Origin of the sequence: Methylosinus sp. sav-2 (assembly GCF_004366495.1) — a bacterium.
Lineage (GTDB): Bacteria > Pseudomonadota > Alphaproteobacteria > Rhizobiales > Beijerinckiaceae > Methylosinus.
On the sequence record NZ_SOEJ01000004.1, the window covers coordinates 208,282 to 230,384 of the forward strand.

The following is a 22,103-nucleotide window of genomic DNA, read 5'->3' on the forward strand; positions in this document are numbered from 1 at the left end:
AGGAGGTCATTGATGAATCGCGCAATCTTCGTGTGGCTGCATCGCTGGGCGGGTCTCACGATGGCGGCTTTTCTGATCGTCGTCGGGCTGACCGGCAGCATGCTCGCTTTTCTTCCAGAGCTCGATCATTTCTTCGCACCGGAAGTTCACCCCGGACGCCACGCCGGCGTCGAGCTCGAGCCAGCGACGCTGCTGCGCCGCGCCGAGGCGATCGCGCCGCAAGCGCGCGTGAACACCGTCTATCTCGGCGAGGAAGGCGTCGCGCAGATCGGCGTCGACGCCCGCCCCGGCGAGCCGCCGCTCTCTTTCGACAGTCTCTCGCTCGATCGCGTCACCGGAGAGGAGCTCGGCGACCGCTTCAAATGGAACGGCCTGCCGACGTCGCGCGCCGGCATAATGCCCTTCGTCTACAGCCTGCATTACGAGCTGGCGATGGGCCGCGTGGGCGCATGGATTCTCGGCATTGTCGCGCTCGTCTGGACGATCGATTGCTTCGTCGCCTTCTATCTCACCCTGCCGCCGCCGAGCCGCGCCAATGCGCGCTCCTATCTCGCACGCTGGAAGCCCGCCTGGCTCGTGAAGACCCGCAGCTCCGCCTATCGCCTCAATTTCGATCTGCATCGCGCCGGCGGCTTGTGGATGTGGGGCGCTCTGCTGATCTTCGCCTGGTCCAGCGTCTATATGGATCTCAATAGCGTCTACATGCGCGTGACGAGCTTGTTCTTCCATTATGAGCAGCCGATCTGGGCCGCGACGCCCGACGTCGCTCCGCCCGCAGACAAGACGCCGCTCGGCTGGGAAATCGCGCAGACGACAGGCGCCCGGCTGATGAACGAACGCGCCGCCGCCGATGGCTTTTCCGTCGGGCCGGTGACGGCCTTCTATCTGTTGCGCGAGAAAGGCGTGTTCGAATATCGCGCGCATTCGTCTCGCGACGTCGGCGACAGGCATGGCGCCACCTCCGTCTTCTTCGACGCCTATACGGGCGAGCTGCGCCGCCTCGATCTGCCGACCGGCCAGCACTCCGGCAATACGATCACCGCTTGGCTCGTCGCTCTGCATATGGCGAGCGTGTTCGGCCTTCCCTATCGCATCTTCGTCTGCGCGCTCGGCCTCGTCATCGCCATGCTGTCCGTCACCGGCGTCTATATTTGGTGGAAGAAGCGCGCGGCGCGCAAAGCGCATTCGGCCGCGCATGCATTTTCAGAAATGTCTCGCGAAAGTAACACGACAGGTTGGTGAAAGATTCGCCGATGAATTTGGTCGTTCGATTGCAGTCGAAAGCGAGTGCGTTATAAGAGAGCGGCATGCTGCGCCGGGGTGAGTTTTGCTCTGTTCAGCAGCGCGTTTCGCCGTGAGGTTCATGTGAGGTTTCATCCTGACGCATATTCTCGGGCGACGCACGCAGAGCGTCGCCCGACGAGCGTAGATCCCTTGTTTTTGCTTGATCGGAGCGAGAGGCGAGACACGCTGTCCAGCGTGCTTTCTTCCTATCGTCTGCGTCGAAGCCTACGCGACATAGCGATGATCTCTGTCTTCGCTCTGCCCGCGCCCGCTCTTTGCGAGGAGGCGACGGAGGAAGCGAGCGTCGGCGTCGCGCAAATGCGACCGGGAGAAAAAAAGGAGAAGGACGACGCTCCGAAGGCGAAGAGTCTCGGCAAGGATGTCGCCGGCGTCTTCGTCAATGCGTCGGTCGCCGATTCCGGCTATTCGCCGGGCTTCGTGATGCGCGGCTTTCCCGGCGGGCTCACCCTGTTCGACGGCGCCGCGCATGGCTTCAGCGCGCAGGACGTCAATCTCTCGACCATCGATCACGTCGAATTCTATAAAGGCCCCTCCGCCATGCTGTTCGGCAAGGCGCTCGGCGGCTATGGCGGCTCGGCGAATTACATTCGCAAGGCGCCGACGACGGACACTTTCGCGCGAGGAACGGCGACGATCGGCGCATATGACGTCTATCGCACGACCTTCGACGTGAATACGCCGCTGAACGACGCCAACACGCTGCTGTTTCGCATGACGGGCTTCGCGCAGAGCGCCGGCAGCTTCGTGGATTATGTGCGCTCGCGCGGCTTTCTCATCGCGCCGTCGGCGGCGCTCATCCTCGACAATGGCGACAAGGCGACATTGCGCGCGGAATATCACGCCGCGCGTTTCGTCTATCGCGACGGCGTCCCCGCCGCGCCGATCTTTCTGCACGCGCCGCGCTCCTTCTACGCCGGCGCGCCGGTCTATGAGCACGAAAATCCGAATTCGGCGGATTTCACCTTCACCTATGAGCACGCCTTCGACTCCGATTGGTCGCTCACATCGGTCGTCGATTATTCGCTGAACGGCAGCACATACGGCTGGTTTCTCGGTTGGGGCTATGACGGCCTCCATTCGGTGACGCTCGGGCGCCCGGTGCAAACGCATCAGGCGTCGCGAAATTTCGATGCGCAATTGCGGCTGAACGGACGCTTCACGACGGGCGATGTCGGGCACAGCGTCTTTCTCGGCCTCGAGCATTGGGATTATTTCTACGGCCATGACGAAAAATTCGCGCGCGATCCGCTGCCGGACATCGACATAGGCGCGCCCGCCTATCCGCTCGGCGTCGATTATTCCGGCGCGCAATGGGCCAATGGCGCAGCGCGCGCATGGAGCCGCTCCGTCTATGCGCAGGATCTCGTCGATCTCTCGCCGCAATGGCGCATTCTGCTCGGCGGCCGCTATGATCTCCTGGCGCAACGCGAGACCGTCTTCGATCCGTTCGGCGCGCTCTCTGGAACCTCCTCCTCCACGCTGGGCAAAGGAACGCGCGGCTATTTCAGCCCGCGCGGCGGCCTATTGTTTCGGCCAGACGAAAAAACGCATTTCTTCGTCGCATACGGCCGCTCGCTCATTCCCAACATATCCGTGCGCGTGAGAGGCGGCGATGCGCCGCCGCCGCAGCAGGACACGCAATATGAGATCGGCTTCGAGCGGCGCTTTCCCGAATATAAAGCGCGTTTCGAAGTCGGCCTGTTCGATGTGACGCGCGATCATGTCGCCATCACCGATCCGGCCGCTCCCAGCGGATTTTACGCCCTCGTCACCGGACGGCAGCACAGCCATGGCGTGGAATTCAACCTCTCGGGCGAAATTCTCCCCGGCCTTCAGGCGAGCGGCGCGGCCACATTTCTGCACGCCGTCGTCGCCAAGGACTCCAATGTCCCCTCGCAAGCGGGCAGCGATCTCCTCGGCGCGCCGCGCCGCGTCTTCAGCGTCAGCCTCGACTACAAGCCGGAATGGGATGCGCTGCGCGGATTGGAGCTGGGCGTGAGCTATTATTACGCCAGCGCGGCGGAGGCGACGCTGCCCAATGTCTATGGCTTCACCCTCGCGCCGCAGCAGATGCTCGGCGCCTCGCTCGGCTATCGTTTCGACGAGCATTGGAAGCTCGATGTGAGCGCCAGCAATCTCACCGATCGGCCGAATTTCACATCCAGCGGCGCGCTCTATCGCGGCGAGCCGCGCTCTATTTCGGCGACATTGTCGTTCAAATATTGAACGCTCACCCGCGCAGCGTCGCGCCGATCAGCACGAGGCAAGGCCCTTCGAGCGTCTCCTGCGCGACGCGCTGCGGCAGATCGCCGATCGTGCCGGCGATGATGCGCTGCTGCGGCGTGCTGGCGCGCTCGATGAGAAAGGCCGGCGTCCCAGGGTCCATGCCTTCCTCGAGCAGGCGCTTCGACAGAGCGGGAAGCGTGCGATTGCCCATATAGACCGCTGTCGTGGCGCGGCGGTCGGCGAGCGCGCGCCAATCTATGTCCTCGGGGAATTTGCCGTCGCTCGTATGCGCGGTGACGAATTGCACGCGGCGCGCCGTGTCGCGATTGGTGAGCGAGACTTCGAGCGCCGCCGCCGCGGCCAGCGCCGCCGTCACGCCGGGCACGATCTCCGCCTCGAGGCCGGCGGCGCGAATGGCGTGGATCTCCTCATTGGCGCGGCCGAAGATCATCGGATCGCCGCCCTTGAGGCGCACGACATTCTTACCTTCCTTGGCGAGCTTCACCAAGAGAGCGGTGATCTCCTCCTGCTTCACCGAAGGCGCGTAGCCGCGCTTGCCGACATTGATGCGCACCGCCTCGCGCCGCGCGAGATCGAGCACGGCGGCGGGCACCAGATCGTCGAAGAGAACGACATCGGCGCCGACGAGCGCGCGCAATCCTTTCAGCGTCAGCAGCTCCGGGTCGCCCGGCCCGGCGCCGACCAGAGTGACGCGGCCGCGCGTGGACGCTTCATCGGCGCGGCGCGTCTCCTCGAGCAGCGCGTCGAGGTCGCTGTCCTGCGGCGCATGCTCGACGCGCGCAAAGGCTTCGCGGGTGAATCGGCGCCAGAAATCACGGCGCGCGAAAAAATCGAGGCCCGAGGCCATCACGCGCGGACGCCAGGCGCGCGCCGCTCTGGTCCAGGCGGAGAAGCTCGACGGAATCAGCGTCTCGACGCGGGCGCGCACGGCTTGGGCGAAAGCCGGCGCCGCGCCGCTGGTGGAGACGCCGATGACGAGCGGAGAGCGATTGACGATGGCGCCCATCAGAAAATCGCTGAGCGCCGGCCGATCGGTGAGATTGACGGGAACGCCCTGCGCTTTCGCGGCGTCGCGAAAGGCCCGCGCCTCGGCGTCGTCCTCGATGACGGCGAGCGCCATGGCCGCGCCGGCGAGATCTTCCGCGCGCCAGCCGCGCTCATGCAGCGTGAGGCGCGCGCGCGCCGCGGCGACGGCCTGCAGGCGCGGCGATGGAGACGCTGCGAAGACATCGACCAAGGCCCCCGCCGCGGCGGCGAGGTCCGCCTTCCAGGCCGCGCCATCCGAGCCGCCGGCGACGACCACGCGCCGCCCCTCCAGCGCGTAGAACACCGGCAGGGTCGCGAGCTCCTGCATCAGCTCGGCTGGGACTTCGTCTGGCTTGCGCGTCAACTCGGCTCTCTCTCCATACGGTCACGAGGGGATTTAGCCCCTATCCGGCAAAAGAAAAAGCGGCCCGCGAGGGCCGCTTTCGCCAACCGAACGAAAGGTTCGGATTACTTCTTCTTGCCGTCGGCGCCGAACTGGCTGAGATAGGCCCAGACATTGTCCTGGTCCGCCTCGGACGGCAGGCCCGGGAACACCATCTTGGTGCCGGCGACCTTGGCCTTCGGATTCTTGACGAATTCCTTGAAGGCGGCCTCGTCCCAGGTGATGCCGGCGCCCTTCAGCGCGTCGGAATAGGTGTAGCCCTCGACCGAGGCGGCCTTGCGGCCGTTGATGCCGTTGAGCTCGGGAGCCACGGCGTTCTTCGCCGTCTCGCCGACCTGATGGCAGGCCTTGCACTTGTTGAAGACCTTCTCGCCCGCCGCGGGATCGCCGGCGGCGATCGCCTGGCCGGCCATGGCGGTGAAAACGACGCCCGCAGCGAGCGCCAGTCTGGTCACAGATTTCATCCTCGTTCCTTTCCTCGAAGCGTCGTCCCCTGGGAACCGACTATCTTGGTTTTGCCGGCCCGGGCGTGACGCCAGCGCCGATCGTTCATCCCGCGGCCGGGAAACTATATCGGAGCGCTATTGGTGACAATATGCTCGCCCGCCTGAACGGGGCCTGAAATGTCGTTAGGTAACGCGGCGCAGCGTCAGATTGATGCGTCCGCCCTCGGCGAACAGCGGCGACGCGAGCTTGGGAGCGAGCTCCGGCAGCAAGCGATCGACGCCATGAAAGCGCAGCCGCGCCGGGCCGCCCAGCGTCAGCACGTCGCCCGACGACAGAACGAAGCCGCGCGACGAATCGGAGCGCTTCACGCCGCCGAGGCGAAACCGGCAATCGGCGCCGAGAGAAATGGAGAGAATCGGCGCCGAAAAATCAGCTTCGTCGCGATCTTGATGCGCGCCCATCTTCGCTTCGCGCCCATAGTAATTCACCAGGCAGGCCTGCGGCGGCTGCGGATGCTCGGCCAGCGCCGCCCAGGCGTCGAGCAGCATTTGCGGCATGGGCGGCCAGGGCTCGCCGGTTTCGGGATGGCGCGCCTCATAACGATAGCCGCGCGCCTGATCGCTGAGCCAGCCCAGCGGGCCGCAATTGGTCATGCGCACGGAGAAGGGCTGTCCGGTGCGCGGCATGGTCGGCGTGAACAGAGGCGCGCGAGCGACGATCCGCTCCAGCTCGTGCAGCAGAGTGAGCTGCGCCGCCTCGTCGAAATAGCCGCGATAGAGGCGAACGCCCGGCTCCATCTCGGACATGATCGCTCCATCCGGCGCGGAGCGGCCGCGCATCACCGGTCGAGCACTTCCTTGGTCGCGACGGTCGAATCGGAATTGAGCCGGTAGACGATCGGCATGCCGGTGGCGATCTCGAGCGAGGACACCGATTCGGGCGTCAGCCGGTCGAGCACCATAGCCAGAGCGCGCAGCGAATTGCCATGGGCGGCGACCAGCACGCGCTCGCCCCGCAGGGCGCGCGGCAGGATCTCCTGGCAATAGAAGGGCAGCACACGCGCCACCGTATCCTTCAGGCTCTCGCCGCCGGGCGGCGCGACGTCATAGGAGCGCCGCCACAGCCGCACCTGCTCCTCACCCCATTGCTGGCGCGCCTCGTCCTTGTTGAGGCCGGAGAGGTCGCCGTAATGCCGCTCATTGAGCGCGCGGCTGCGGATGACGGGCACATCTCTCTGCCCGAGCTCATGAAAGGTGAGATCGAGCGTGTGCTGAGCGCGCAGCAACAGCGAGGTGAAGCCGATATTGAAGCGAAGATCGATGCGCTTCAGCTCCCGACCGGCTCGCCGCGCCTCTTCTATGCCCTTGGGCGTCAGATCGGGATTCTTCCAGCCCGTGAAGAGATTTTTGGCGTTCCACTCGCTTTCGCCATGGCGGAGGAGGACGAGTATACGGTCCATGCGGGCTATGTCCCTCGAATCGAACGATGCGGCGCGCGATCAGGCGCCGGCGAGGCCGAGCACATCGGCCATAGAATAGAGGCCGGCCGGCCGGCCTCGCGTCCAAACTGCAGCGGCGATCGCGCCGCGCGCGAAAATGCCGCGATCCTCGGCGCGATGCGCGAGCTCTATGCGCTCCCCCGCCCCGGCGAAAATAACCGAATGCTCGCCGACCACCGTGCCGCCGCGCAGCGAGGCGAAGCCTATGTCGCCCTCCCGGCGCGCGCCGGTGAGGCCGTCGCGGGCGCGGGCGCTATGCTCGGCGAGCGCGATCTCGCGCCCCCGCGCCGCCGCCTCGCCCAAAAGCAGCGCCGTGCCGGAGGGCGCGTCCACCTTCATGCGGTGGTGCATCTCGACGATCTCAATGTCCCAGGCGGAGCCGAGCGCCTTAGCGGCGCGCTCCACCAGAACGGCGAGAAGATTGACGCCGAGGCTCATATTGCCGGAGCGCACCACAGGAATGCGTTCGGCCGCAACGGCGAGAGTGGCGAGGTCCTCGTCCGAAAATCCGGTGGTGCCGATGACATGGGCGACGCCAGCCGCCGCCGCGAGCCCGGCCAGCGCCACAGTCGTCGCGGGCGTCGAAAAATCAATGGCCACATCGGCCATCGCCAAAGTGGCCGCCGCATCTGCGGAAAGGCGCACGCCATTGGCGGGGCGCCCCGCCAGCAGGCCGGCGTCCTCTCCGAGGACTGGCGAATCGGCCGCTACGACCGCGCCAGTCAGCGCCACGCCTTTCGTCTCGCCGGCGGCGGCGATCAGCATCCGGCCCATGCGGCCGGCGGCGCCGACGACGACCAGCCGCACATCGCTCATGACGCTCGCCCCCTTTGAATCCGCGCGGCCTCACTCGAGCCGGCGGCCAGTCTATACAGCCCCGATGCGCGAAAGAGAAGGGGAGACGCCCCACCCGATCGGGCGGCTATTTGCCCTTCGGGCGGAAGGCGGCGACGCGCGCCGGATCGGTCTCTATATAGGCCGCGCCGATGAGATCTAGACAATAGGGCACGGCCGGCATCACCGCGTCGAGGCAGAGCTCTATGGCGGCCGGCTTTCCGGGCAGGTTGATGACGAGGCATTTGCCGCGATGCGCGGCCAATTGCCGCGACAATATCGCCGTCGGCGTCTGCGCCAGCGACACTTTGCGCATCAGCTCGCCGAAGCCCGGCAATTCGCGCGGCGCGGCGGCGAGCGTCGCCTCCGGCGTCAGATCGCGCGGCGACGGCCCCGTGCCGCCCGTGGTGACGATAAGATCGCAGCCGATATTATCGGCGAGATCGATGAGCGTGTCGCGCACGCTCTCGAAACCATCGGGGATGAGGCGCCGCTCTATGCGGAACGGCGTGGTCAGCACCTTCTCGAAATAGGCGGCGATGGCCGGTCCGCTGATGTCCTCATAAACGCCGGCGCTGGCGCGGTCGGAGGCGGTGACGACGCCGATGACGGCTTGCTGTCTCTCAGTCATGCGCTGCACAATAGCGGGTCCGAGGCGCGAGACAACCGAAAGCTCCGTCGGCGACGACGAAGCCGGTTCTCGCATCGAAAGTGATGAAATCGAAATAAGGAGCGCGCCGTCGCCTTGCGAGCGCGCCGCTTCGTGGCTGACTTTTCGAGTGTCGAATGAGATCGTCGTCAGCGCATTGCGCGGCGCCGAAACGCGGCCACTGTCTGAAATTCATACACATAGCGGCGCGAGATATTCGCGCGGCGCATTCGATCGAAAACCGATCGAACGCCATTCGGCGGACGCCTCCTGGGCGCGCGAAATATCGCGCGCCCGGCGGCGTCACGATCGCGAATGCGGGAGCTGCTCCCGGCAGGACTCGCGTCGATCCGGAAGGATTACTCCTTCACCGAGGCCGGCTCGCAGCCGCACTTCTGATAGCAGGCGTCCTTGTCGGACTTGGCCTTCTCGATCGACGCAGGGGTCGAGGAGAAGCGATTCTTGATGGAGATATATTCGAAGTAGCACTTGTCGACGCAGACGCCCTTCGCATCTTCATCCTTGGTGTCGCAGCCGGCGAAAACCGGGCCGACCATGCCGAGCGACAGAGCAGCAGCCGTCACAATGGCGCGAATGTTCATTTGCCGTTTCCCTCTTTTGGACGTTGGAACATTAGTCCCTTATTTTGTTACAGGGCGCATCGTCCCGCGGGGCAAATAGGCTGTTTTCGCTGCGGCTGTCAATGTAATTGACATTTCGGTGTCGCGCCGAAAGCGCCTCGGGAAAAGCCTTGCTGCGACGCAAAAGGAGCTTTTCCCGAGGGTCGCCGAAAAAATCGCCCGCTCGCCTCACTCGGCGACGTAGATTTGCGCGCCCTTCTCCAAGAACTCGGCGCTCTTTTCCGCAAAGCCCTTCTCCCGCTCGGCGATGGCGGCGGCCTCCTCGCGCAGATCGCGCGTGATCTGCATGGAGCAGAATTTCGGCCCGCACATGGAGCAGAAATGCGCGACCTTATGCGCCTCCTTGGGCAGCGTCTCGTCGTGATAGCGGCGCGCCGTGTCGGGATCGAGTCCAATGTCGAACTGATCCTCCCAACGGAAATCGAAACGCGCCCGGCTCATGGCGTTGTCGCGTTCCTGCGCCGCGGGATGGCCCTTGGCGAGATCGGCCGCATGCGCTGCAATGCGATAAGTGATGACGCCGGTCTTCACATCCTCGCGATCGGGCAGGCCGAGATGCTCCTTGGGCGTCACATAGCAGAGCATGGCCGTGCCGAACCAGCCGATCATCGCGGCGCCGATGGCGGAAGTGATGTGATCATAGCCGGGCGCTATGTCGGTGACGAGCGGCCCGAGCGTGTAGAAGGGCGCCTCGCCGCAATCGCGCAGCTGCTTTTCCATATTCACTTTGATCTTGTGCATCGGCACATGGCCGGGGCCTTCGATCATCACCTGACAGCCCTTGTCCCAGGCGATCTTGGTCAATTCGCCCAGCGTCTCCAGCTCGGCGAATTGCGCCGCGTCATTGGCGTCGGCGATGCAGCCCGGACGCAATCCGTCGCCGAGCGAGAAGGAGACGTCATAGCGGCGCATGATGTCGCAGATCTCGTCGAAGCGCTCATAGAGGAAGCTCTCCGAATGTCGCGAGAGGCACCAGCGCGCCATGATCGAGCCGCCGCGCGAGACGATGCCGGTGACGCGATCCGCTGTGAGCGGCACATGGGCGAGGCGCACGCCGGCGTGAATGGTGAAGTAATCGACGCCCTGCTCCGCCTGCTCGATCAGCGTGTCCTTGAACACTTCCCAATCGAGCTTGGTGGCGTCGCCGCCCACCTTCTCCAGCGCCTGATAGATCGGCACTGTGCCGATCGGCACGGGCGCGTTGCGAATGATCCAGTCGCGGATGTTATGGATATTGCGGCCGGTGGAGAGATCCATCACCGTATCGGCGCCCCAGCGGATCGCCCACACCATCTTCTCCACCTCCTCGGCGACCGAGGAGGTGATGGCCGAATTGCCGATATTGGCGTTGACCTTCACCAGGAAATTGCGGCCGATGATCATCGGCTCGGCTTCCGGATGATTGATATTGGCGGGAATGATGGCGCGCCCGCGGGCGATCTCCTCGCGCACGAACTCCGGCGTCACGAAAGCCGGAAGCGCGGCGCCGAAGCCCTCCCCCGCCTCGATCCGCTCCCCCGCCTGCGCGAAGGCGCGCTCGCGGCAGAGATTCTCGCGATGCGCGACATAGATCATCTCCTCGGTGACAATTCCGGCGCGCGCGAATTCGAGCTGCGTCACCGGCGCCGAGCCGGCGGCGCGGCGAATGGCGCGCGGCGCGGGACAGGGCGGAACCAGCCGATCCTCGCCGACGAAGCCATTGTCCTCCGGCTTCACCGCGCGGCCGTCATAGGCCTCGAGCCCGGCGCGGCCGTCGAGCCAGCGCCGCGCCGCCGGCAGGCCGGCCGAAAGATCGGGCGCGAAATCGCCACAGCTATAAGGGCCGGAGGGATCATAGACGCGCAGAGGCGCGTCGCCGGCGGAGGGGTGAAGCGCGATCTCGCGGACGGGAACGCGAATGTCCTCGCGGCCGCGCGGCGCGGAATAGAGCTTGCGCGAGGCGCCGATCGGTCCGGTGGTCACGCTCTGGGGCGTCGTCGGGCGCTTGTCCTGCACGTTCATCGTCGCGCTCCATTGGTTCGGATGGATGGGCAGCGGGCGATGAAGTCGGGCGCGCCGTCCCGAAAGATCGGGCGACGCGTCCTGCTGGCCTTCCCTCGCGCCGGCATTACCCGGATCAGGTTCGATGGGTGCTTCTCAGCCGCTCCTCTCGGAGAGGCGCCCCTCGCCATGCCGTGATTTTATCCGTGGCCTCGGATCGCGGCAAGCCCGGCCGGCCGGGCCGGTCCCGAAAAAGCGGGGACTGATTTTTCGAGCGAAACCTGGACTCGCCGCTCGGCAGAAACCGCTGTTGCAAAAACGTGACAGGATCGGAAATATCGACCAGAGCCCGGGCGACGACGCTGTCGCACGCCGCCCGCTCTGATAGATTCTCGGGCAATAGTGAGTCGTAAGGTGCGAACGCCGCCGGGTTGCCGAGTGCTTCTAAATGGCGTGTGAACGGCGACCGATCTGGGCGGGGCAATAGATAATGAACGGATTTTACTGGCGTAATCTGGCCTCGGCGGCTGCGCTCACCGTCGCTTTGACGGCTCCGTCGCTGGCGGCGGACGGCTATTTTCTGATCGGCTATGGCCCGCGTCAGAAGGCGCTGGGGGGCGCCGGCGTCGCCGATTCGCGGGACGCCATGTCGCTGTCGGTCAATCCGGCCGGCCTCGTCGATCTCGAGCGCCAGATGCAGCTCGGCCTGACCGCCCTTCTGCCGGAGCGCGGCTATTCGACCGACGGCCTGCCCAAGGTGCTCGCGCCGGGCGACGTCCGCAGCGGGCGGCCGATCTTCCCCGTGCCGCATGACGCCTATGCCTCGCCGCTCGACGCCGACTCGGCCTGGGGCACGGCGTCCTACGCCAATGGCGGCATCAACACCTCTTTCGACTTCGGCCATTACCATTCGCCGCTCGGCGGGCCATTCGGCGGCGGCTATGCGGGCGTCGATCTCGAGCAGGCCTTCACCAGCATCGGCTATGCGCGCAAGTTCGGCGCGCTGTCGCTCGGCGTCGCGCCGACGATCGCGGTGCAGACCATCAATCTGCAGGGGCTGAAGACCTTCGCGCCCTATTCCTCCGACATGTATCGCCTGTCCGACAATGGATATGACTGGTCGTTCGGCGGCGGCGTGCGGCTCGGCCTGCAGTGGCGGGTGACGGATCAGTTCCGCATCGGCGTCGCAGGCTCGACGCCCATGTTCATGACCCGCTTCGGCAAATATTCGGGCCTCTTCGCCGACCATGGCAGCTTCGATATTCCGGCCAATATCACCGCCGGCCTCGCCTATGATCTGACGCCCGATCTGACCGTCATGGCCGACTGGCGCCACATCTTCTATTCGGGCGTATCGACCGTGAGCAATGCGAGCTTCCCGGTGCTGCTCCGCTCGCTCGGTTCGTCCGGCGGCCCCGGCTTCGGCTGGAAGGACACTGATTCGGCCTCGTTCGGCGTCGAGTGGCGCATGCAGCCGGGCCTCGCGCTGCGCGCCGGCTATCATTATGTGACCAATCCGATCCCGACCAATTCGGTGACGCTCAACATTCTCGCGCCGATCATCAACGCGCATCACGTCAGCGGCGGTCTCAGCTACGCCGTCACCAAGAATTCGACGCTCGACCTCGCCGTCGTCTACGCTTTCAAGAACAATGTGCGCGGCCCCGAGGCGCTGCCGCAGACGGCGGCGACGCCATTCGGCGCCTATAACCCCGCCGCCAATGTCAATATCTGGCTGCGCGGACTCGAGATTACTGTGGGCTGGAGCTATAAATTCGACCTCGGCGACAATTCGCTGATCCCGACCCATCTCTGACGCCATTCGCGTGAGGCGAGCCTCCGGGCTCGCCCGCGAAAAGCAAAGGCCGCGGCCCGCCAGACGGCGGCCGCGGCCTTTTCGCTTTTTTCAGCCCGGCCTTTTCACATTTCTCAGCCGATGACGATCTTCGGCGGGGCGCGGAGCGATTGAGTCTCCAGCAGGGTCTTCACCTTGGCGGCGAGCTCCTTGTAGATCGCCGCATGCGGGCCTTCCGGCGCGGAGGCGACGACCGGCGTGCCGGCGTCCGAGGTCTGGCGAATGGTGAGATCGAGCGGCACCTCGCCGAGGAAGGGCACGCCCAGCGCCTCGGCGTCCTTCCGCGCGCCGCCATGGGAGAAGATGTCGGTGCGGCCGCCGCAATGCGGGCAGAGGAAATAGCTCATATTCTCGATGATGCCGAGAATGGGCGTCGAGACCTTCTGGAACATGGCCACGCCGCGGCGCGCGTCGATCAGCGCCAGATCCTGCGGCGTCGAGACGACGACCGCGCCGGCGAGCGGCACCTGCTGCGCCATGGTCAGCTGCGCGTCGCCGGTGCCGGGCGGCATGTCGACGACGAGCGCGTCCAGCTCGCCCCAGGCGACCTCGCCCAGCATCTGGCCGAGCGCCTGCGCCACCATCGGCCCGCGCCAGACCATGGGCACATCCTCCTCGACGAGAAAGCCGATGGACATGATCTTGATCCCATAGGCCTCGAGCGGGATCATCTTATTGCCGACGACCTCAGGCTTGCCGCTGAGGCCGAACAGGCGCGGCGCCGAAGGGCCGTAGATATCCGCGTCGAGCAGGCCGACGCGCCAGCCCTGCGCCGCGAGGCCGAGCGCCAGATTGGCGGAGGTTGTCGATTTTCCGACGCCGCCTTTGCCCGAGGAAACCGCGACGATATATTTGATCTTCTCGAGCGCGGCGATGGTCTTGCGCTGCGGCGCCTGACCCGGAGGCGGCGCGGCGGGCGCCGGCGCCCTCTCCGCGGTCAAAGTCACGATCGCCGCCTCTATCCCCGGCACGGTCTTCACGGCGCCCTCCACGGCGACGCGCAGCACCTCGAGCTCCTTGGCCCGCGCCGGATCGCCGGTGAGCGAGACGAAGGCCTTGGCCCCCGACACATTGACTCCGCTGACGAGGCCGGCCGCGACAATCGATTTGCCGTCCGGACCGGCGACGCTCTCCAGCGCTTTCAAGACTGATGCTTCATCGGCCACTGTCTTCGCCCTTTCGCACGAACCCGCATCCGACGCCCTCACGAGGAGGGCGTCTTTTTGGAAGCGTTCTACGCAATCGGTATGCCGATATTCGGCCGATGCGTCTACGGGCTCGCGCGAAGGAGCGTCACGCCCGCTGCTTCTGAACGAGAGCGTTGCGGATGAGGCCGACGATGGCCGTGACGATGGCGCCCGAAACGCCGCCGCCGACGAGCTGTCCGGCGAAAACGGCGATATCGAAGCCATTGCCCGCCGCCCCGGCCAGCGCCGGAATGAGCGAGGTGAGGATGGAGCCGCCGCCCGCGCCGCCGAGCGCGCCGATGATGGCGTTAGCGATGGGGCCGAGATCGAAACTCTTATTGGCCTTAGCGACGCCTGAGCCGCCGGCCGCGCCGGCAAAGAGCTGGATGATGAGATTGATGAGCGTCTCGGACATGGGCTGCGCCTTTCGCTGACGGTTTACGACCGTAACGAACTCGCGCGTGACGACGAATTATCAACCCTGCCGACGCTGAGAGCGACGCTTGCCCGCATCGCGGGCGCCCGAAAGCCGTGAGCGCGGGCGCCGGCTTGCGGCGCCGTAACGGAACTTCGAAAGAAGATTGGTCGGAGTGGCGGGATTCGAACCCACGACCCCTTGTCCCCCAGACAAGTGCGCTAACCGGGCTGCGCTACACTCCGATGGTCGCCCTTATAGAGGCCGGCGAAGCCGCTGGCAACGCATGACAGCGCAGAAGTAGCGAGGAATTCACCGCCGCGTCAGCTCCAGCATGCGCCGGCATTCGGCGAGATCGGCCAGAGCCTGCCGCAGCAGCCGCTCATCCTGCGGGCGCAGGCCGGCGGCCGGCGCCTCGGAAAGGCGCACGGCGGGCAGCGTCAGCATGGGCGGCGGCTCGCGCGCGGCCAGCGCGACCAGAGAGGTGGAGGCTCTCGGCGCTTCCTCCTCATCGATTTCCGACGCGTGAAAGGCGGATGGCGGCTTCGCCCGCGTCGGCGATTCGCCATAAGAGAAGAGCGGAGCCTCGGCCGCGTGCGGCTCGGGCTCGTCGAAATCGGCGCGCTCCGGCCCGGCGCCGCCGCGGGCGCTCTCGATCACCGCGCGCACGCCCTGCTCGCGCAACAGGCGCTGCACGCCTTTGATCGTATAGCCGCGGCCATAGAGCAAATGGCGAATCGCCGCGACCAGCTCGACGTCGCGCGGCCGATAGTAGCGCCGTCCGCCGGCGCGCTTGACGGGCTCGATCTCGGAAAATCGCGTCTCCCAAAAGCGCAGCACATGCGGCGGAAGGTCGAGGCTCTCCGCGACCTCGCCGATCGTGCGGAAGGCGCCATCGGTCTTGGCGGTCAAAATCTGCGCTCCGCTCCCTGCCCGCGCGACGATTCGCGCGCTTCTATTTTCCTCCCTGACGTGGCGTTTTTCAGCCGGAAAATTCTCGCCCTCGGCGTTTCGGTCCCGCGGCCCCGTGGACAAGGGCGCGCGGCTCCCCTTAATTGGCATGCGAGAGCCTCTCACATCGAGCCGCCCCATGACCGACTGGATCCAATTTCCCGCTCCCACGCCCGCCATCGTCGCGCCGCCGAGCGAGGAGAGCGCGACCGATGTGCGCCTGTGGCTGCTCGTCATAGCGGCGCTCGTCTTCGCCATGGTGGTGGTGGGCGGCGCGACGCGGCTCACCGAATCGGGCCTCTCCATTACCGAATGGAAGCCGATAACGGGCGTTCTTCCACCGCTCTCCGAGGCGCAATGGACAGCCGCCTTCGAGGATTACAAAAAAATCCCGCAGTATCGCGAGATGTTCCCCAACATGGACCTCGCGCAGTTCAAGACGATCTTCGCCTGGGAGTGGAGCCATCGTCTGCTCGGCCGTATCATCGGCTTCGCTTTCGCCGTTCCGCTCGCCTGGTTCTGGCTGCGTGGACGGCTGCCGAAAAGCGTGAAGCCGAAGCTCATCGGAATATTGGCGCTGGGCGCGCTGCAGGGCGGCGTCGGCTGGTGGATGGTGTCCTCCGGCCTCGTCAACCGCGTCGAGGTGGCGCAGGAGCGGCTCGCCATTCATCTGCTGCTCGCGGCCTTCATCTTCTCCGCATGTCTGTGGGTCGCGGGCGGGCTCGGCTATGGGACGCGCATCATCGTCGCGAGCGGGCGCCGACGGCTCTCGTTTTTCGCAACGCTGCTGCTCATTCTCGTGCTCGTGCAGATCGGCGCGGGCGCGCTGGTCGCCGGGCTGCGCGCCGGCTACGCCTACAACACTTGGCCGCTGATGGACGATAGCTTCGTTCCGCCCTCGGACGAGCTGCTGCGGCTCTCGCCCTGGTGGAGCAATCTCGTCGACAATGTCGCGCTGGTGCAATTCGATCATCGCATGATCGCTTATGTATTGCTCGCGCTGTCACTGTTTCATCTCATCGACGCGGCCGGCACGGCGGGCGGCCGCGCCGCGCGTGGCGCCGGGCTTTTGTTCGGCCATGTGAGCGCGCAAGTCGTGCTCGGCATAACGACGCTTCTGCTCGTCGTGCCGCTGTGGGCCGGCCTCGCGCATCAGGCGCTGGCGATGGGCGTGCTGGCTGTAGCGACGCTGCATGCGCGTCGTCTGCACACGGCCGAGGCCCCGGCAGACGACGACTGACGTCGAACATTCAAAACCGCGCCTATCGCTCGGCGCGGTCGAATGAAGTCAGCTCACGCTCTCCGACAGCATCAGCGACAGATTCTGCACGGCGGCGCCGGACGCGCCTTTGCCGAGATTGTCGAGCCGAGCGACGAGCAGCGCATGGCGGCTCTCCTCGCGCGCGAAGACGAAAATTTCGAGATCATTGGTTCCGCTCGAGGCGAGCGGATCGAGCCGGCCGGACTTCGGCGCCGGCATGACGCGCACATAAGTCGCGCCCACATAGTGCCGCGCCAACGCCGCCTCGAGATCCACAGCGCGAGGCCTCGCAGCGAGAGACTCGAGCGCGAGCGGAATCGAGACCAGCATTCCTTGATGAAAATTGCCGACCGAGGGCACGAACAGAGGCGGCGCGGCGAGCCGCGAATAGGCGGCGATCTCCGGCAAATGCTTGTGCTCGAGCGTGAGGCCGTAGAGCTCGAAGGCCGGCGCCTCGCCTTTCTCATAGGCGGCGATCATCTGCTTGCCGCCGCCGGAATAGCCGGAGACGGCGTTGATCGTCAGCGCATCCTGCGCGGCGATCAGCCCTGCGTCGACGAGCGGGCGCAGCAGCGCGATCGCGCCCGTGGCGTAGCAGCCGGGATTGGCGACGCGACGCGCTGAGCGGATGGCGTCCGCTTGGCCGCGCGCGAGCTCGGGAAAACCATAGGTCCAGCCGGGCGCGACGCGATGCGCGGTGGAGGCGTCGAGAATGCGCGGGCCGGCGTCGCCCAATTCATCGGCGAGCGCCACCGTCTCCTTGGCCGCGGCGTCCGGCAGGCAGAGAATGGCGACATCGACGCGCGCGAGAATGTCGCGCTTGGCGGAGACCTCCTTGCGCAGCTCGGGCGCGATGGAGACGAGCTCCAAATTCTGCGCGTCCGCGAGCTTCTCGCGGATCTCGAGGCCCGTGGTGCCGCTGTCGCCGTCGATGAAGATTTTCGCCATTGGTCTTGGTTCCGATTCCCGTGAGACAAATAAAAAGGGCGGCTCGCGCCGCCCTTTGTCGCCCGTATCGCCGATCGAGAGATAATCAGCGCTTCGAGAACTGGAAGCTGCGGCGGGCTTTGCGCTTGCCGTATTTCTTACGCTCGACCACGCGCGAGTCGCGGGTCAAGAAGCCCTCGCGCTTCAGCGCGCTGCGGAGCTCGGGCTCATAATGGGTGAGCGCCTTTGCAAGACCATGACGCACCGCGCCGGCCTGGCCGGAGAGGCCGCCGCCGGCAACCGTGACGACGAGGTCGTATTGGTCGACGCGATTGGCGACGCCGAGCGGCTGCTGCAGGATCATGCGCAGCACAGGACGCGCGAAATAGACGGCGACGTCGCGGCCGTTCACGGTGATCTTGCCCGTGCCGGGCTTGATCCACACGCGAGCGACGGCGTTCTTGCGCTTGCCGGTGGCGTAGGCGCGGCCGTATTTGTCGAGCTTCTGCTCATATTTCGGCGCGTCGGAAGCTGCTGCGACCGTCGCCTGATTGAGCTCGGAGAGAGAGGAAAGCGTGGTCTCGGCCATGGTCAGGCGCTCTTAGCGTTCTTGCCGTTGCGGGCATTCTTGGGATTGAGGGCGGCGACGTCCAGCGGCTCGGGAGTCTGAGCGACGTGCGGATGTTCCGGCCCCTTGTAGACGCGCAGATTGCCGAGCTGCTTGCGGCCGAGCGGGCCGCGCGGCAGCATGCGCTGCACCGCCTTCTCGACGATGCGCTCCGGGAAGCGGCCCTCGAGGATGAACTTGGCCGAGCGCTCCTTGATGCCGCCCGGGAAGCCCGTGTGATGATAGTAGACCTTCTGGTCGCGCTTGCGGCCGGTGAGGATCACCTTGTCGGCGTTCACGACGATGATGTTGTCGCCGTCGTCGACATGGGGGGTGAAGGTCGCCTTGTGCTTGCCGCGCAGACGCAGCGCGATGAGGCTGGCGAGGCGGCCGACGACGAGGCCCTTGGCGTCGATCAGCACCCATTTCTTCTGCACTTCGGCGGGCTTCGCCGAATAGGTCTTGCCAAACATGGGAGAGCTATTTCCGTTCTTTACGGGTCCACGCCCGTGGGATCGCTGCGTGATAAGCGACCGCGCCGCCCCTGTCAAACGGAATCGGGCGCCCGTGAGCGCCCGAAAAGCCCGCATTTCCCGGCGATAGACCGCATAGGTATTATCATACCTGCAATCTCACGGCATGACGATCGGCTTGCCGCGCGGGAATTTGGCGATTGTCGCCTCGTCTATGTTGAGATGCTGGGCGACCATGGCCGGCGGCGTATGGGTCAGCCAATCGACGAGCGAGACGTCGCGGAAATGCGCGGCGCGGAACACTTCCAGGAATTGCAGCTCGCCGTCGCCCACATTCTGCACGTAATGCCCATGGGCGCGCTTCACATAGCCTATGTCGCCGGCGTGGAAATCCTGCGTCACCGCCTTCGGCCCGGCGTCGAACAGCGTCATGCGGCCATGGCCTTTGATCCAATATTGCCATTCGTCGCCATTGGGATGCCAATGCATCTCGCGCAGCGCGCCCGGCGCGAGCGTGACCAGCGCCGCAGCTATGGTGGAGGAGACCTTGAAATTGTCGCTGTCGGCGACGCGCACCTCGCCGCCTTTGGTCTTCTTGGCGGCGGCGCTGCCTTTCAGCGAGAATGTATAGGGATAGGGCGGCGCCCCCTCCCCTTGCGCCGATGAGGCCTGATCCGCGGCCAAGGGACCGGGGACCTCGCCTTGGAAAATATAGAGCTGATTGAGCGGGATATTGGCGAAGGTCTCGGCCGGGAGGCCGAAATTGGCGGCGAGAATCTCGGGCGGCGTGTGGGCGATCCAGTCGGTCACGAGCAAGGTGTTGTATTCGGTCGCCTTGCCGTCGTCGAAACAGAGCAGGAACTCGCAGCCGTCCGGCCCCAGCCCCTGCAGCGAATGCGGCTGGCCGGCGGGGAAATACCAAATGTCCCCTTCCTTCACATCGGAGACATAGGCGCGGCCCTGATCGTCGAGCACGGTGATGCGGCAGGAGCCATAGGAGACATAGCCCCATTCGGCGGCGAGGTGCCAATGCATCTCCCTTATCCCGCCGGCCGTCAGCCGCATATCGACGCCGGAAATCTCCTCGGCGATGGCGAAATCATATTGCGTCACCTGCCGCGCCCAGCCGCCGTTCTGCACGCGCTTCGGCGCATTGTTGAAGGAGGCCCAGAACATGGGCATGTCGCTAACGTCGGTGGGCGGCGGAAACTGAGCCGAAGGAAACTGCCCGCCGATCGCCTCGCTGCGGGGGCCGGGATCGGTGAGGCTGGCCTTGTTCTGCGCATTGATCGCGCCCTGGGGCGGAAGATCGGGATTGCCGAAGGAGGGGATCGGGCGGCGCGCGGCGGTCTCGCGCTTCGATGCAGTGGCCATTTGCTTCTTTCTCCGGGGGAAAAGGGAAGGCGACCGCTTCTGTCAGATTGCGCCGACAGCGCGAGGGTCAACGGCGCGGTGAAAAACGCGGCGATCGCTAAAATCCGAGCGTTCAAATTGGCGGGTGGGCAAAAAGGCCTCGCGCATTCTCGGCCTCGATGGCGAGGGACGCCGCAGCGGCGGGCTGCGGCGCTCCACGCCGGCTTCGGGGGGTCGCGTGGCCTATTTTCTCATTCGCGTCTTGAGTCCGCTCGCTCTGGCGCTCATCGTCTTCAGCGCCTCGGCCGCGCGCGCGGAGGTTCCGCGCGCGAGCTTCGTCGTCACCGGCGAGCCGACCTCCATTCCCTATGGCTGGATGGATTTTTGCGGCCGCCAGCCGCAGGAATGCCGACAGACGGTCCTGCCCGCCGCCGATCTCGATCTCTCGCGTGAAGCCTGGGCGCGGCTGAACGAGATCAATCGCGCGGTGAACGCCTCGATCCAGCCGCTCTCCAATCTCGAGCATTGGGGCACGATGGCCGATCATTGGGATTATCCCATCGACGGCAAGGGCGACTGCAAGATCTACGCGCTGCAAAAGCGCCGGCTGCTGATGGAGCTGGGCTTTCCGCGCCAGGCGCTGCTGATGACGATCGTGCGCGACAGGAACGACCAGGGCCATGCGATTCTGACAGCGCGCACCAATCGCGGCGATTTCATCCTCGACAATCTCACCGACGAGCTGAAGCCCTGGGACGCGACCGGCTATCGCTTCGTGAAGCGCCAGTCGCAGCAAGACCCGAATGTGTGGGTGACGATAGAGACGCGGCGGCGCATCGGCGCGCGATAACGACCGCAAATTCCCTCTCCCGCGAGTGGGAGAAGGAGACTCGCCTCTTTTTTCAAGGACTCTTATTTCGGCTACTGCTCCTAGCGTATAGTCCCCCTGCGCCTCTCAGCGCATCGACGCAATCGGAGCCCGATTCTTTGACCACCCCTCCCCGCCGACTGGTGACGCCCGAAAAACGCGACGACGATCCGGACGCCTCGCTGCGTCCGCTCTCGCTCGGCGATTTCACCGGCCAGGAGGCGGCGCGCAAGAATCTCAAAATCTTCATCGAGGCGGCCAAGACGCGCGGCGAGGCGCTCGATCATGTGCTGCTCGTCGGTCCGCCCGGCCTCGGCAAGACGACCATGGCGCAGATCGTCGCCCGCGAGCTGGGGGTCAATTTCCGCTCCACCTCCGGCCCGGTCATCGCCAAAGCCGGCGATCTCGCGGCGCAGCTCACCAATCTCGAGCCGCGCGACGTTCTCTTCATCGACGAGATCCATCGCCTCAATCCGGCGGTGGAGGAAATCCTCTATCCGGCCATGGAGGATTTCCAGCTCGATCTCATCATCGGCGAAGGCCCGGCGGCGCGCTCGGTGAAGATCGATCTCGCCAAATTCACCCTCGTCGGCGCGACGACGCGCGCCGGCCTGCTGACGACGCCGCTGCGCGATCGCTTCGGCATTCCGATCCGGCTCAATTTCTACACGGCGGAAGAATTGGAGCTGATCGTGCGGCGCGGCGCGCGCGTGCTCGGCGTCTCCATGAGCGAGGATGGCGCGCGCGAGATCGCGCGGCGCTCGCGCGGCACGCCGCGCATCGCCGGCCGGCTGCTGCGCCGCGTGCGCGATTTCGCCATCGTCGAGAATGCGGGACAAATCACGCGCGAGCTCGCCGACCGCTCGCTGGCTCTGCTCGAGGTCGACAGCATAGGGCTCGATGTGATGGACCGCCGCTATTTGGAAATGGTGGCCGTCAATTTCGGCGGCGGCCCGGTGGGGATAGAGACGATCGCCGCCGCCCTCTCCGAGCCGCGCGACGCGATCGAGGACATTATCGAGCCCTTCCTGCTGCAGCAGGGTTTCTTGCAGCGCACGCCGCGCGGCCGGCTGCTGACGCCGCACGCCTTCCGCCATCTCGGCCTCGCCGAGCCGTCGCGCCCGGCGGCGCAATTCGGAATGTTCGACGAAGAGGAAGATTGAGCGAGGGCCGCTT

Annotated in this window: 21 protein-coding genes, 1 tRNA gene and 1 riboswitch; of the genes, 6 read left to right on the plus strand and 16 right to left on the minus strand. The window is 65.6% G+C overall.

What is annotated here, in order from left to right; genetic code table 11:
• Window positions 1-12: 12 nt before the first annotated feature.
• Together EDE12_RS10795 and EDE12_RS10800 are read left to right on the plus strand one after the other, a co-directional pair.
• Complete coding sequence (locus EDE12_RS10795; protein ID WP_024880543.1) at window positions 13-1,242, plus strand: PepSY-associated TM helix domain-containing protein; 1,230 nt, start codon at window positions 13-15, stop codon at window positions 1,240-1,242.
• 282 nt (window positions 1,243-1,524) lie between these two features.
• Window positions 1,525-3,531, plus strand: coding sequence for a TonB-dependent receptor (locus EDE12_RS10800; protein ID WP_024880544.1), 2,007 nt, complete (start codon window positions 1,525-1,527; stop codon window positions 3,529-3,531).
• 4 nt (window positions 3,532-3,535) lie between these two features.
• Here EDE12_RS10800 and cysG read toward each other — a convergent pair whose 3' ends face one another.
• From cysG to thiC, 8 genes are all read right to left on the minus strand, one after another.
• Window positions 3,536-4,942, minus strand: coding sequence for a siroheme synthase CysG (cysG, locus tag EDE12_RS10805; RefSeq protein ID WP_064032749.1), 1,407 nt, complete (start codon window positions 4,940-4,942; stop codon window positions 3,536-3,538).
• Window positions 4,943-5,046: 104 nt separating this feature from the next.
• Window positions 5,047-5,445, minus strand: a complete 399-nt coding sequence (locus EDE12_RS10810) for a cytochrome c-554 (RefSeq protein ID WP_018266191.1) — start codon at window positions 5,443-5,445, stop codon at window positions 5,047-5,049.
• A 165-nt stretch (window positions 5,446-5,610) separates the two neighbouring features.
• Complete coding sequence (locus EDE12_RS10815; RefSeq protein ID WP_026599018.1) at window positions 5,611-6,234, minus strand: alpha-ketoglutarate-dependent dioxygenase AlkB; 624 nt, start codon at window positions 6,232-6,234, stop codon at window positions 5,611-5,613.
• A 32-nt stretch (window positions 6,235-6,266) separates the two neighbouring features.
• Window positions 6,267-6,887 (minus strand): 2,3-bisphosphoglycerate-dependent phosphoglycerate mutase, encoded by a 621-nt coding sequence (locus EDE12_RS10820; protein WP_024880548.1) that lies wholly within the window; start codon window positions 6,885-6,887, stop codon window positions 6,267-6,269.
• A 39-nt stretch (window positions 6,888-6,926) separates the two neighbouring features.
• Window positions 6,927-7,742, minus strand: a complete 816-nt coding sequence (gene dapB / locus EDE12_RS10825) for a 4-hydroxy-tetrahydrodipicolinate reductase (protein WP_026599019.1) — start codon at window positions 7,740-7,742, stop codon at window positions 6,927-6,929.
• Window positions 7,743-7,848: 106 nt separating this feature from the next.
• A complete protein-coding gene (gene mog, locus EDE12_RS10830; RefSeq protein WP_026599020.1) occupies window positions 7,849-8,391 on the minus strand; it encodes a molybdopterin adenylyltransferase in 543 nt (180 codons plus the stop codon).
• A gap of 377 nt (window positions 8,392-8,768) precedes the next feature.
• Complete coding sequence (locus EDE12_RS10835) at window positions 8,769-9,011, minus strand: hypothetical protein (protein WP_036308939.1); 243 nt, start codon at window positions 9,009-9,011, stop codon at window positions 8,769-8,771.
• Window positions 9,012-9,218: 207 nt separating this feature from the next.
• Window positions 9,219-11,051, minus strand: a complete 1,833-nt coding sequence (thiC, locus tag EDE12_RS10840; RefSeq protein WP_024880553.1) for a phosphomethylpyrimidine synthase ThiC — start codon at window positions 11,049-11,051, stop codon at window positions 9,219-9,221.
• Between the two features lie 73 nt (window positions 11,052-11,124).
• A riboswitch (TPP riboswitch) is annotated at window positions 11,125-11,225 on the minus strand.
• Between the two features lie 295 nt (window positions 11,226-11,520).
• Here thiC and EDE12_RS10845 point away from each other — a divergent pair.
• Window positions 11,521-12,846 (plus strand): outer membrane protein transport protein, encoded by a 1,326-nt coding sequence (locus tag EDE12_RS10845; protein ID WP_024880554.1) that lies wholly within the window; start codon window positions 11,521-11,523, stop codon window positions 12,844-12,846.
• Window positions 12,847-12,959: 113 nt separating this feature from the next.
• On the opposite strand, the gene EDE12_RS10850 is transcribed toward EDE12_RS10845, so the two are convergent.
• The 4 genes from EDE12_RS10850 to EDE12_RS10865 form a co-directional block, all read right to left on the minus strand.
• Window positions 12,960-14,051 (minus strand): Mrp/NBP35 family ATP-binding protein, encoded by a 1,092-nt coding sequence (locus tag EDE12_RS10850; RefSeq protein WP_024880555.1) that lies wholly within the window; start codon window positions 14,049-14,051, stop codon window positions 12,960-12,962.
• A gap of 127 nt (window positions 14,052-14,178) precedes the next feature.
• Window positions 14,179-14,487 carry a hypothetical protein gene (locus EDE12_RS10855; RefSeq protein ID WP_024880556.1) on the minus strand — a complete coding sequence of 103 codons (309 nt, stop codon included), beginning with the start codon at window positions 14,485-14,487 and terminating at the stop codon, window positions 14,179-14,181.
• A 167-nt stretch (window positions 14,488-14,654) separates the two neighbouring features.
• Window positions 14,655-14,732 (minus strand) — tRNA-Pro (locus tag EDE12_RS10860).
• Window positions 14,733-14,799: 67 nt separating this feature from the next.
• Window positions 14,800-15,399 (minus strand): MerR family transcriptional regulator, encoded by a 600-nt coding sequence (locus EDE12_RS10865; protein ID WP_024880557.1) that lies wholly within the window; start codon window positions 15,397-15,399, stop codon window positions 14,800-14,802.
• A 178-nt stretch (window positions 15,400-15,577) separates the two neighbouring features.
• Between EDE12_RS10865 and EDE12_RS10870 the strand changes: the two genes are divergently transcribed.
• Window positions 15,578-16,678, plus strand: coding sequence for a COX15/CtaA family protein (locus EDE12_RS10870; protein WP_024880558.1), 1,101 nt, complete (start codon window positions 15,578-15,580; stop codon window positions 16,676-16,678).
• Window positions 16,679-16,726: 48 nt separating this feature from the next.
• On the opposite strand, the gene argC is transcribed toward EDE12_RS10870, so the two are convergent.
• The 4 genes from argC to EDE12_RS10890 form a co-directional block, all read right to left on the minus strand.
• On the minus strand, window positions 16,727-17,647 hold the full coding sequence (argC, locus tag EDE12_RS10875; RefSeq protein ID WP_026599023.1) for an N-acetyl-gamma-glutamyl-phosphate reductase: 921 nt from the start codon (window positions 17,645-17,647) through the stop codon (window positions 16,727-16,729).
• Between the two features lie 85 nt (window positions 17,648-17,732).
• Entirely contained in the window at window positions 17,733-18,215 is a 483-nt protein-coding gene (gene rpsI, locus EDE12_RS10880; protein ID WP_024880560.1) for a 30S ribosomal protein S9, read from the minus strand.
• Between the two features lie 2 nt (window positions 18,216-18,217).
• Window positions 18,218-18,706 carry a 50S ribosomal protein L13 gene (gene rplM, locus EDE12_RS10885; RefSeq protein WP_024880561.1) on the minus strand — a complete coding sequence of 163 codons (489 nt, stop codon included), beginning with the start codon at window positions 18,704-18,706 and terminating at the stop codon, window positions 18,218-18,220.
• A 159-nt stretch (window positions 18,707-18,865) separates the two neighbouring features.
• Complete coding sequence (locus EDE12_RS10890) at window positions 18,866-20,080, minus strand: cupin domain-containing protein (protein ID WP_026599024.1); 1,215 nt, start codon at window positions 20,078-20,080, stop codon at window positions 18,866-18,868.
• A gap of 124 nt (window positions 20,081-20,204) precedes the next feature.
• Between EDE12_RS10890 and EDE12_RS10895 the strand changes: the two genes are divergently transcribed.
• Both EDE12_RS10895 and ruvB read left to right on the plus strand, forming a co-directional pair.
• On the plus strand, window positions 20,205-20,909 hold the full coding sequence (locus tag EDE12_RS10895) for a transglutaminase-like cysteine peptidase (RefSeq protein WP_026599025.1): 705 nt from the start codon (window positions 20,205-20,207) through the stop codon (window positions 20,907-20,909).
• 137 nt (window positions 20,910-21,046) lie between these two features.
• Complete coding sequence (gene ruvB / locus EDE12_RS10900; RefSeq protein WP_026599026.1) at window positions 21,047-22,090, plus strand: Holliday junction branch migration DNA helicase RuvB; 1,044 nt, start codon at window positions 21,047-21,049, stop codon at window positions 22,088-22,090.
• Window positions 22,091-22,103: the final 13 nt, after the last annotated feature.

Excerpts from the sequence above, each read along its gene's own strand:
- EDE12_RS10795 (WP_024880543.1), top strand. The coding sequence starts at position 13 with ATGAATCGCGCAATCTTCGTGTGGCTGCATCGCTGGGCGGGTCTCACG.
- EDE12_RS10800 (WP_024880544.1), top strand. The coding sequence starts at position 1,525 with ATGATCTCTGTCTTCGCTCTGCCCGCGCCCGCTCTTTGCGAGGAGGCG.
- EDE12_RS10810 (WP_018266191.1), bottom strand. The coding sequence starts at position 5,445 with ATGAAATCTGTGACCAGACTGGCGCTCGCTGCGGGCGTCGTTTTCACC.
- EDE12_RS10815 (WP_026599018.1), bottom strand. The coding sequence starts at position 6,234 with ATGTCCGAGATGGAGCCGGGCGTTCGCCTCTATCGCGGCTATTTCGAC.
- EDE12_RS10820 (WP_024880548.1), bottom strand. The coding sequence starts at position 6,887 with ATGGACCGTATACTCGTCCTCCTCCGCCATGGCGAAAGCGAGTGGAAC.
- dapB (WP_026599019.1), bottom strand. The coding sequence starts at position 7,742 with ATGAGCGATGTGCGGCTGGTCGTCGTCGGCGCCGCCGGCCGCATGGGC.
- mog (WP_026599020.1), bottom strand. The coding sequence starts at position 8,391 with ATGACTGAGAGACAGCAAGCCGTCATCGGCGTCGTCACCGCCTCCGAC.
- EDE12_RS10835 (WP_036308939.1), bottom strand. The coding sequence starts at position 9,011 with ATGAACATTCGCGCCATTGTGACGGCTGCTGCTCTGTCGCTCGGCATG.
- thiC (WP_024880553.1), bottom strand. The coding sequence starts at position 11,051 with ATGAACGTGCAGGACAAGCGCCCGACGACGCCCCAGAGCGTGACCACC.
- EDE12_RS10845 (WP_024880554.1), top strand. The coding sequence starts at position 11,521 with ATGAACGGATTTTACTGGCGTAATCTGGCCTCGGCGGCTGCGCTCACC.
- EDE12_RS10855 (WP_024880556.1), bottom strand. The coding sequence starts at position 14,487 with ATGTCCGAGACGCTCATCAATCTCATCATCCAGCTCTTTGCCGGCGCG.
- EDE12_RS10870 (WP_024880558.1), top strand. The coding sequence starts at position 15,578 with ATGACCGACTGGATCCAATTTCCCGCTCCCACGCCCGCCATCGTCGCG.
- argC (WP_026599023.1), bottom strand. The coding sequence starts at position 17,647 with ATGGCGAAAATCTTCATCGACGGCGACAGCGGCACCACGGGCCTCGAG.
- rpsI (WP_024880560.1), bottom strand. The coding sequence starts at position 18,215 with ATGGCCGAGACCACGCTTTCCTCTCTCTCCGAGCTCAATCAGGCGACG.
- rplM (WP_024880561.1), bottom strand. The coding sequence starts at position 18,706 with ATGTTTGGCAAGACCTATTCGGCGAAGCCCGCCGAAGTGCAGAAGAAA.
- EDE12_RS10890 (WP_026599024.1), bottom strand. The coding sequence starts at position 20,080 with ATGGCCACTGCATCGAAGCGCGAGACCGCCGCGCGCCGCCCGATCCCC.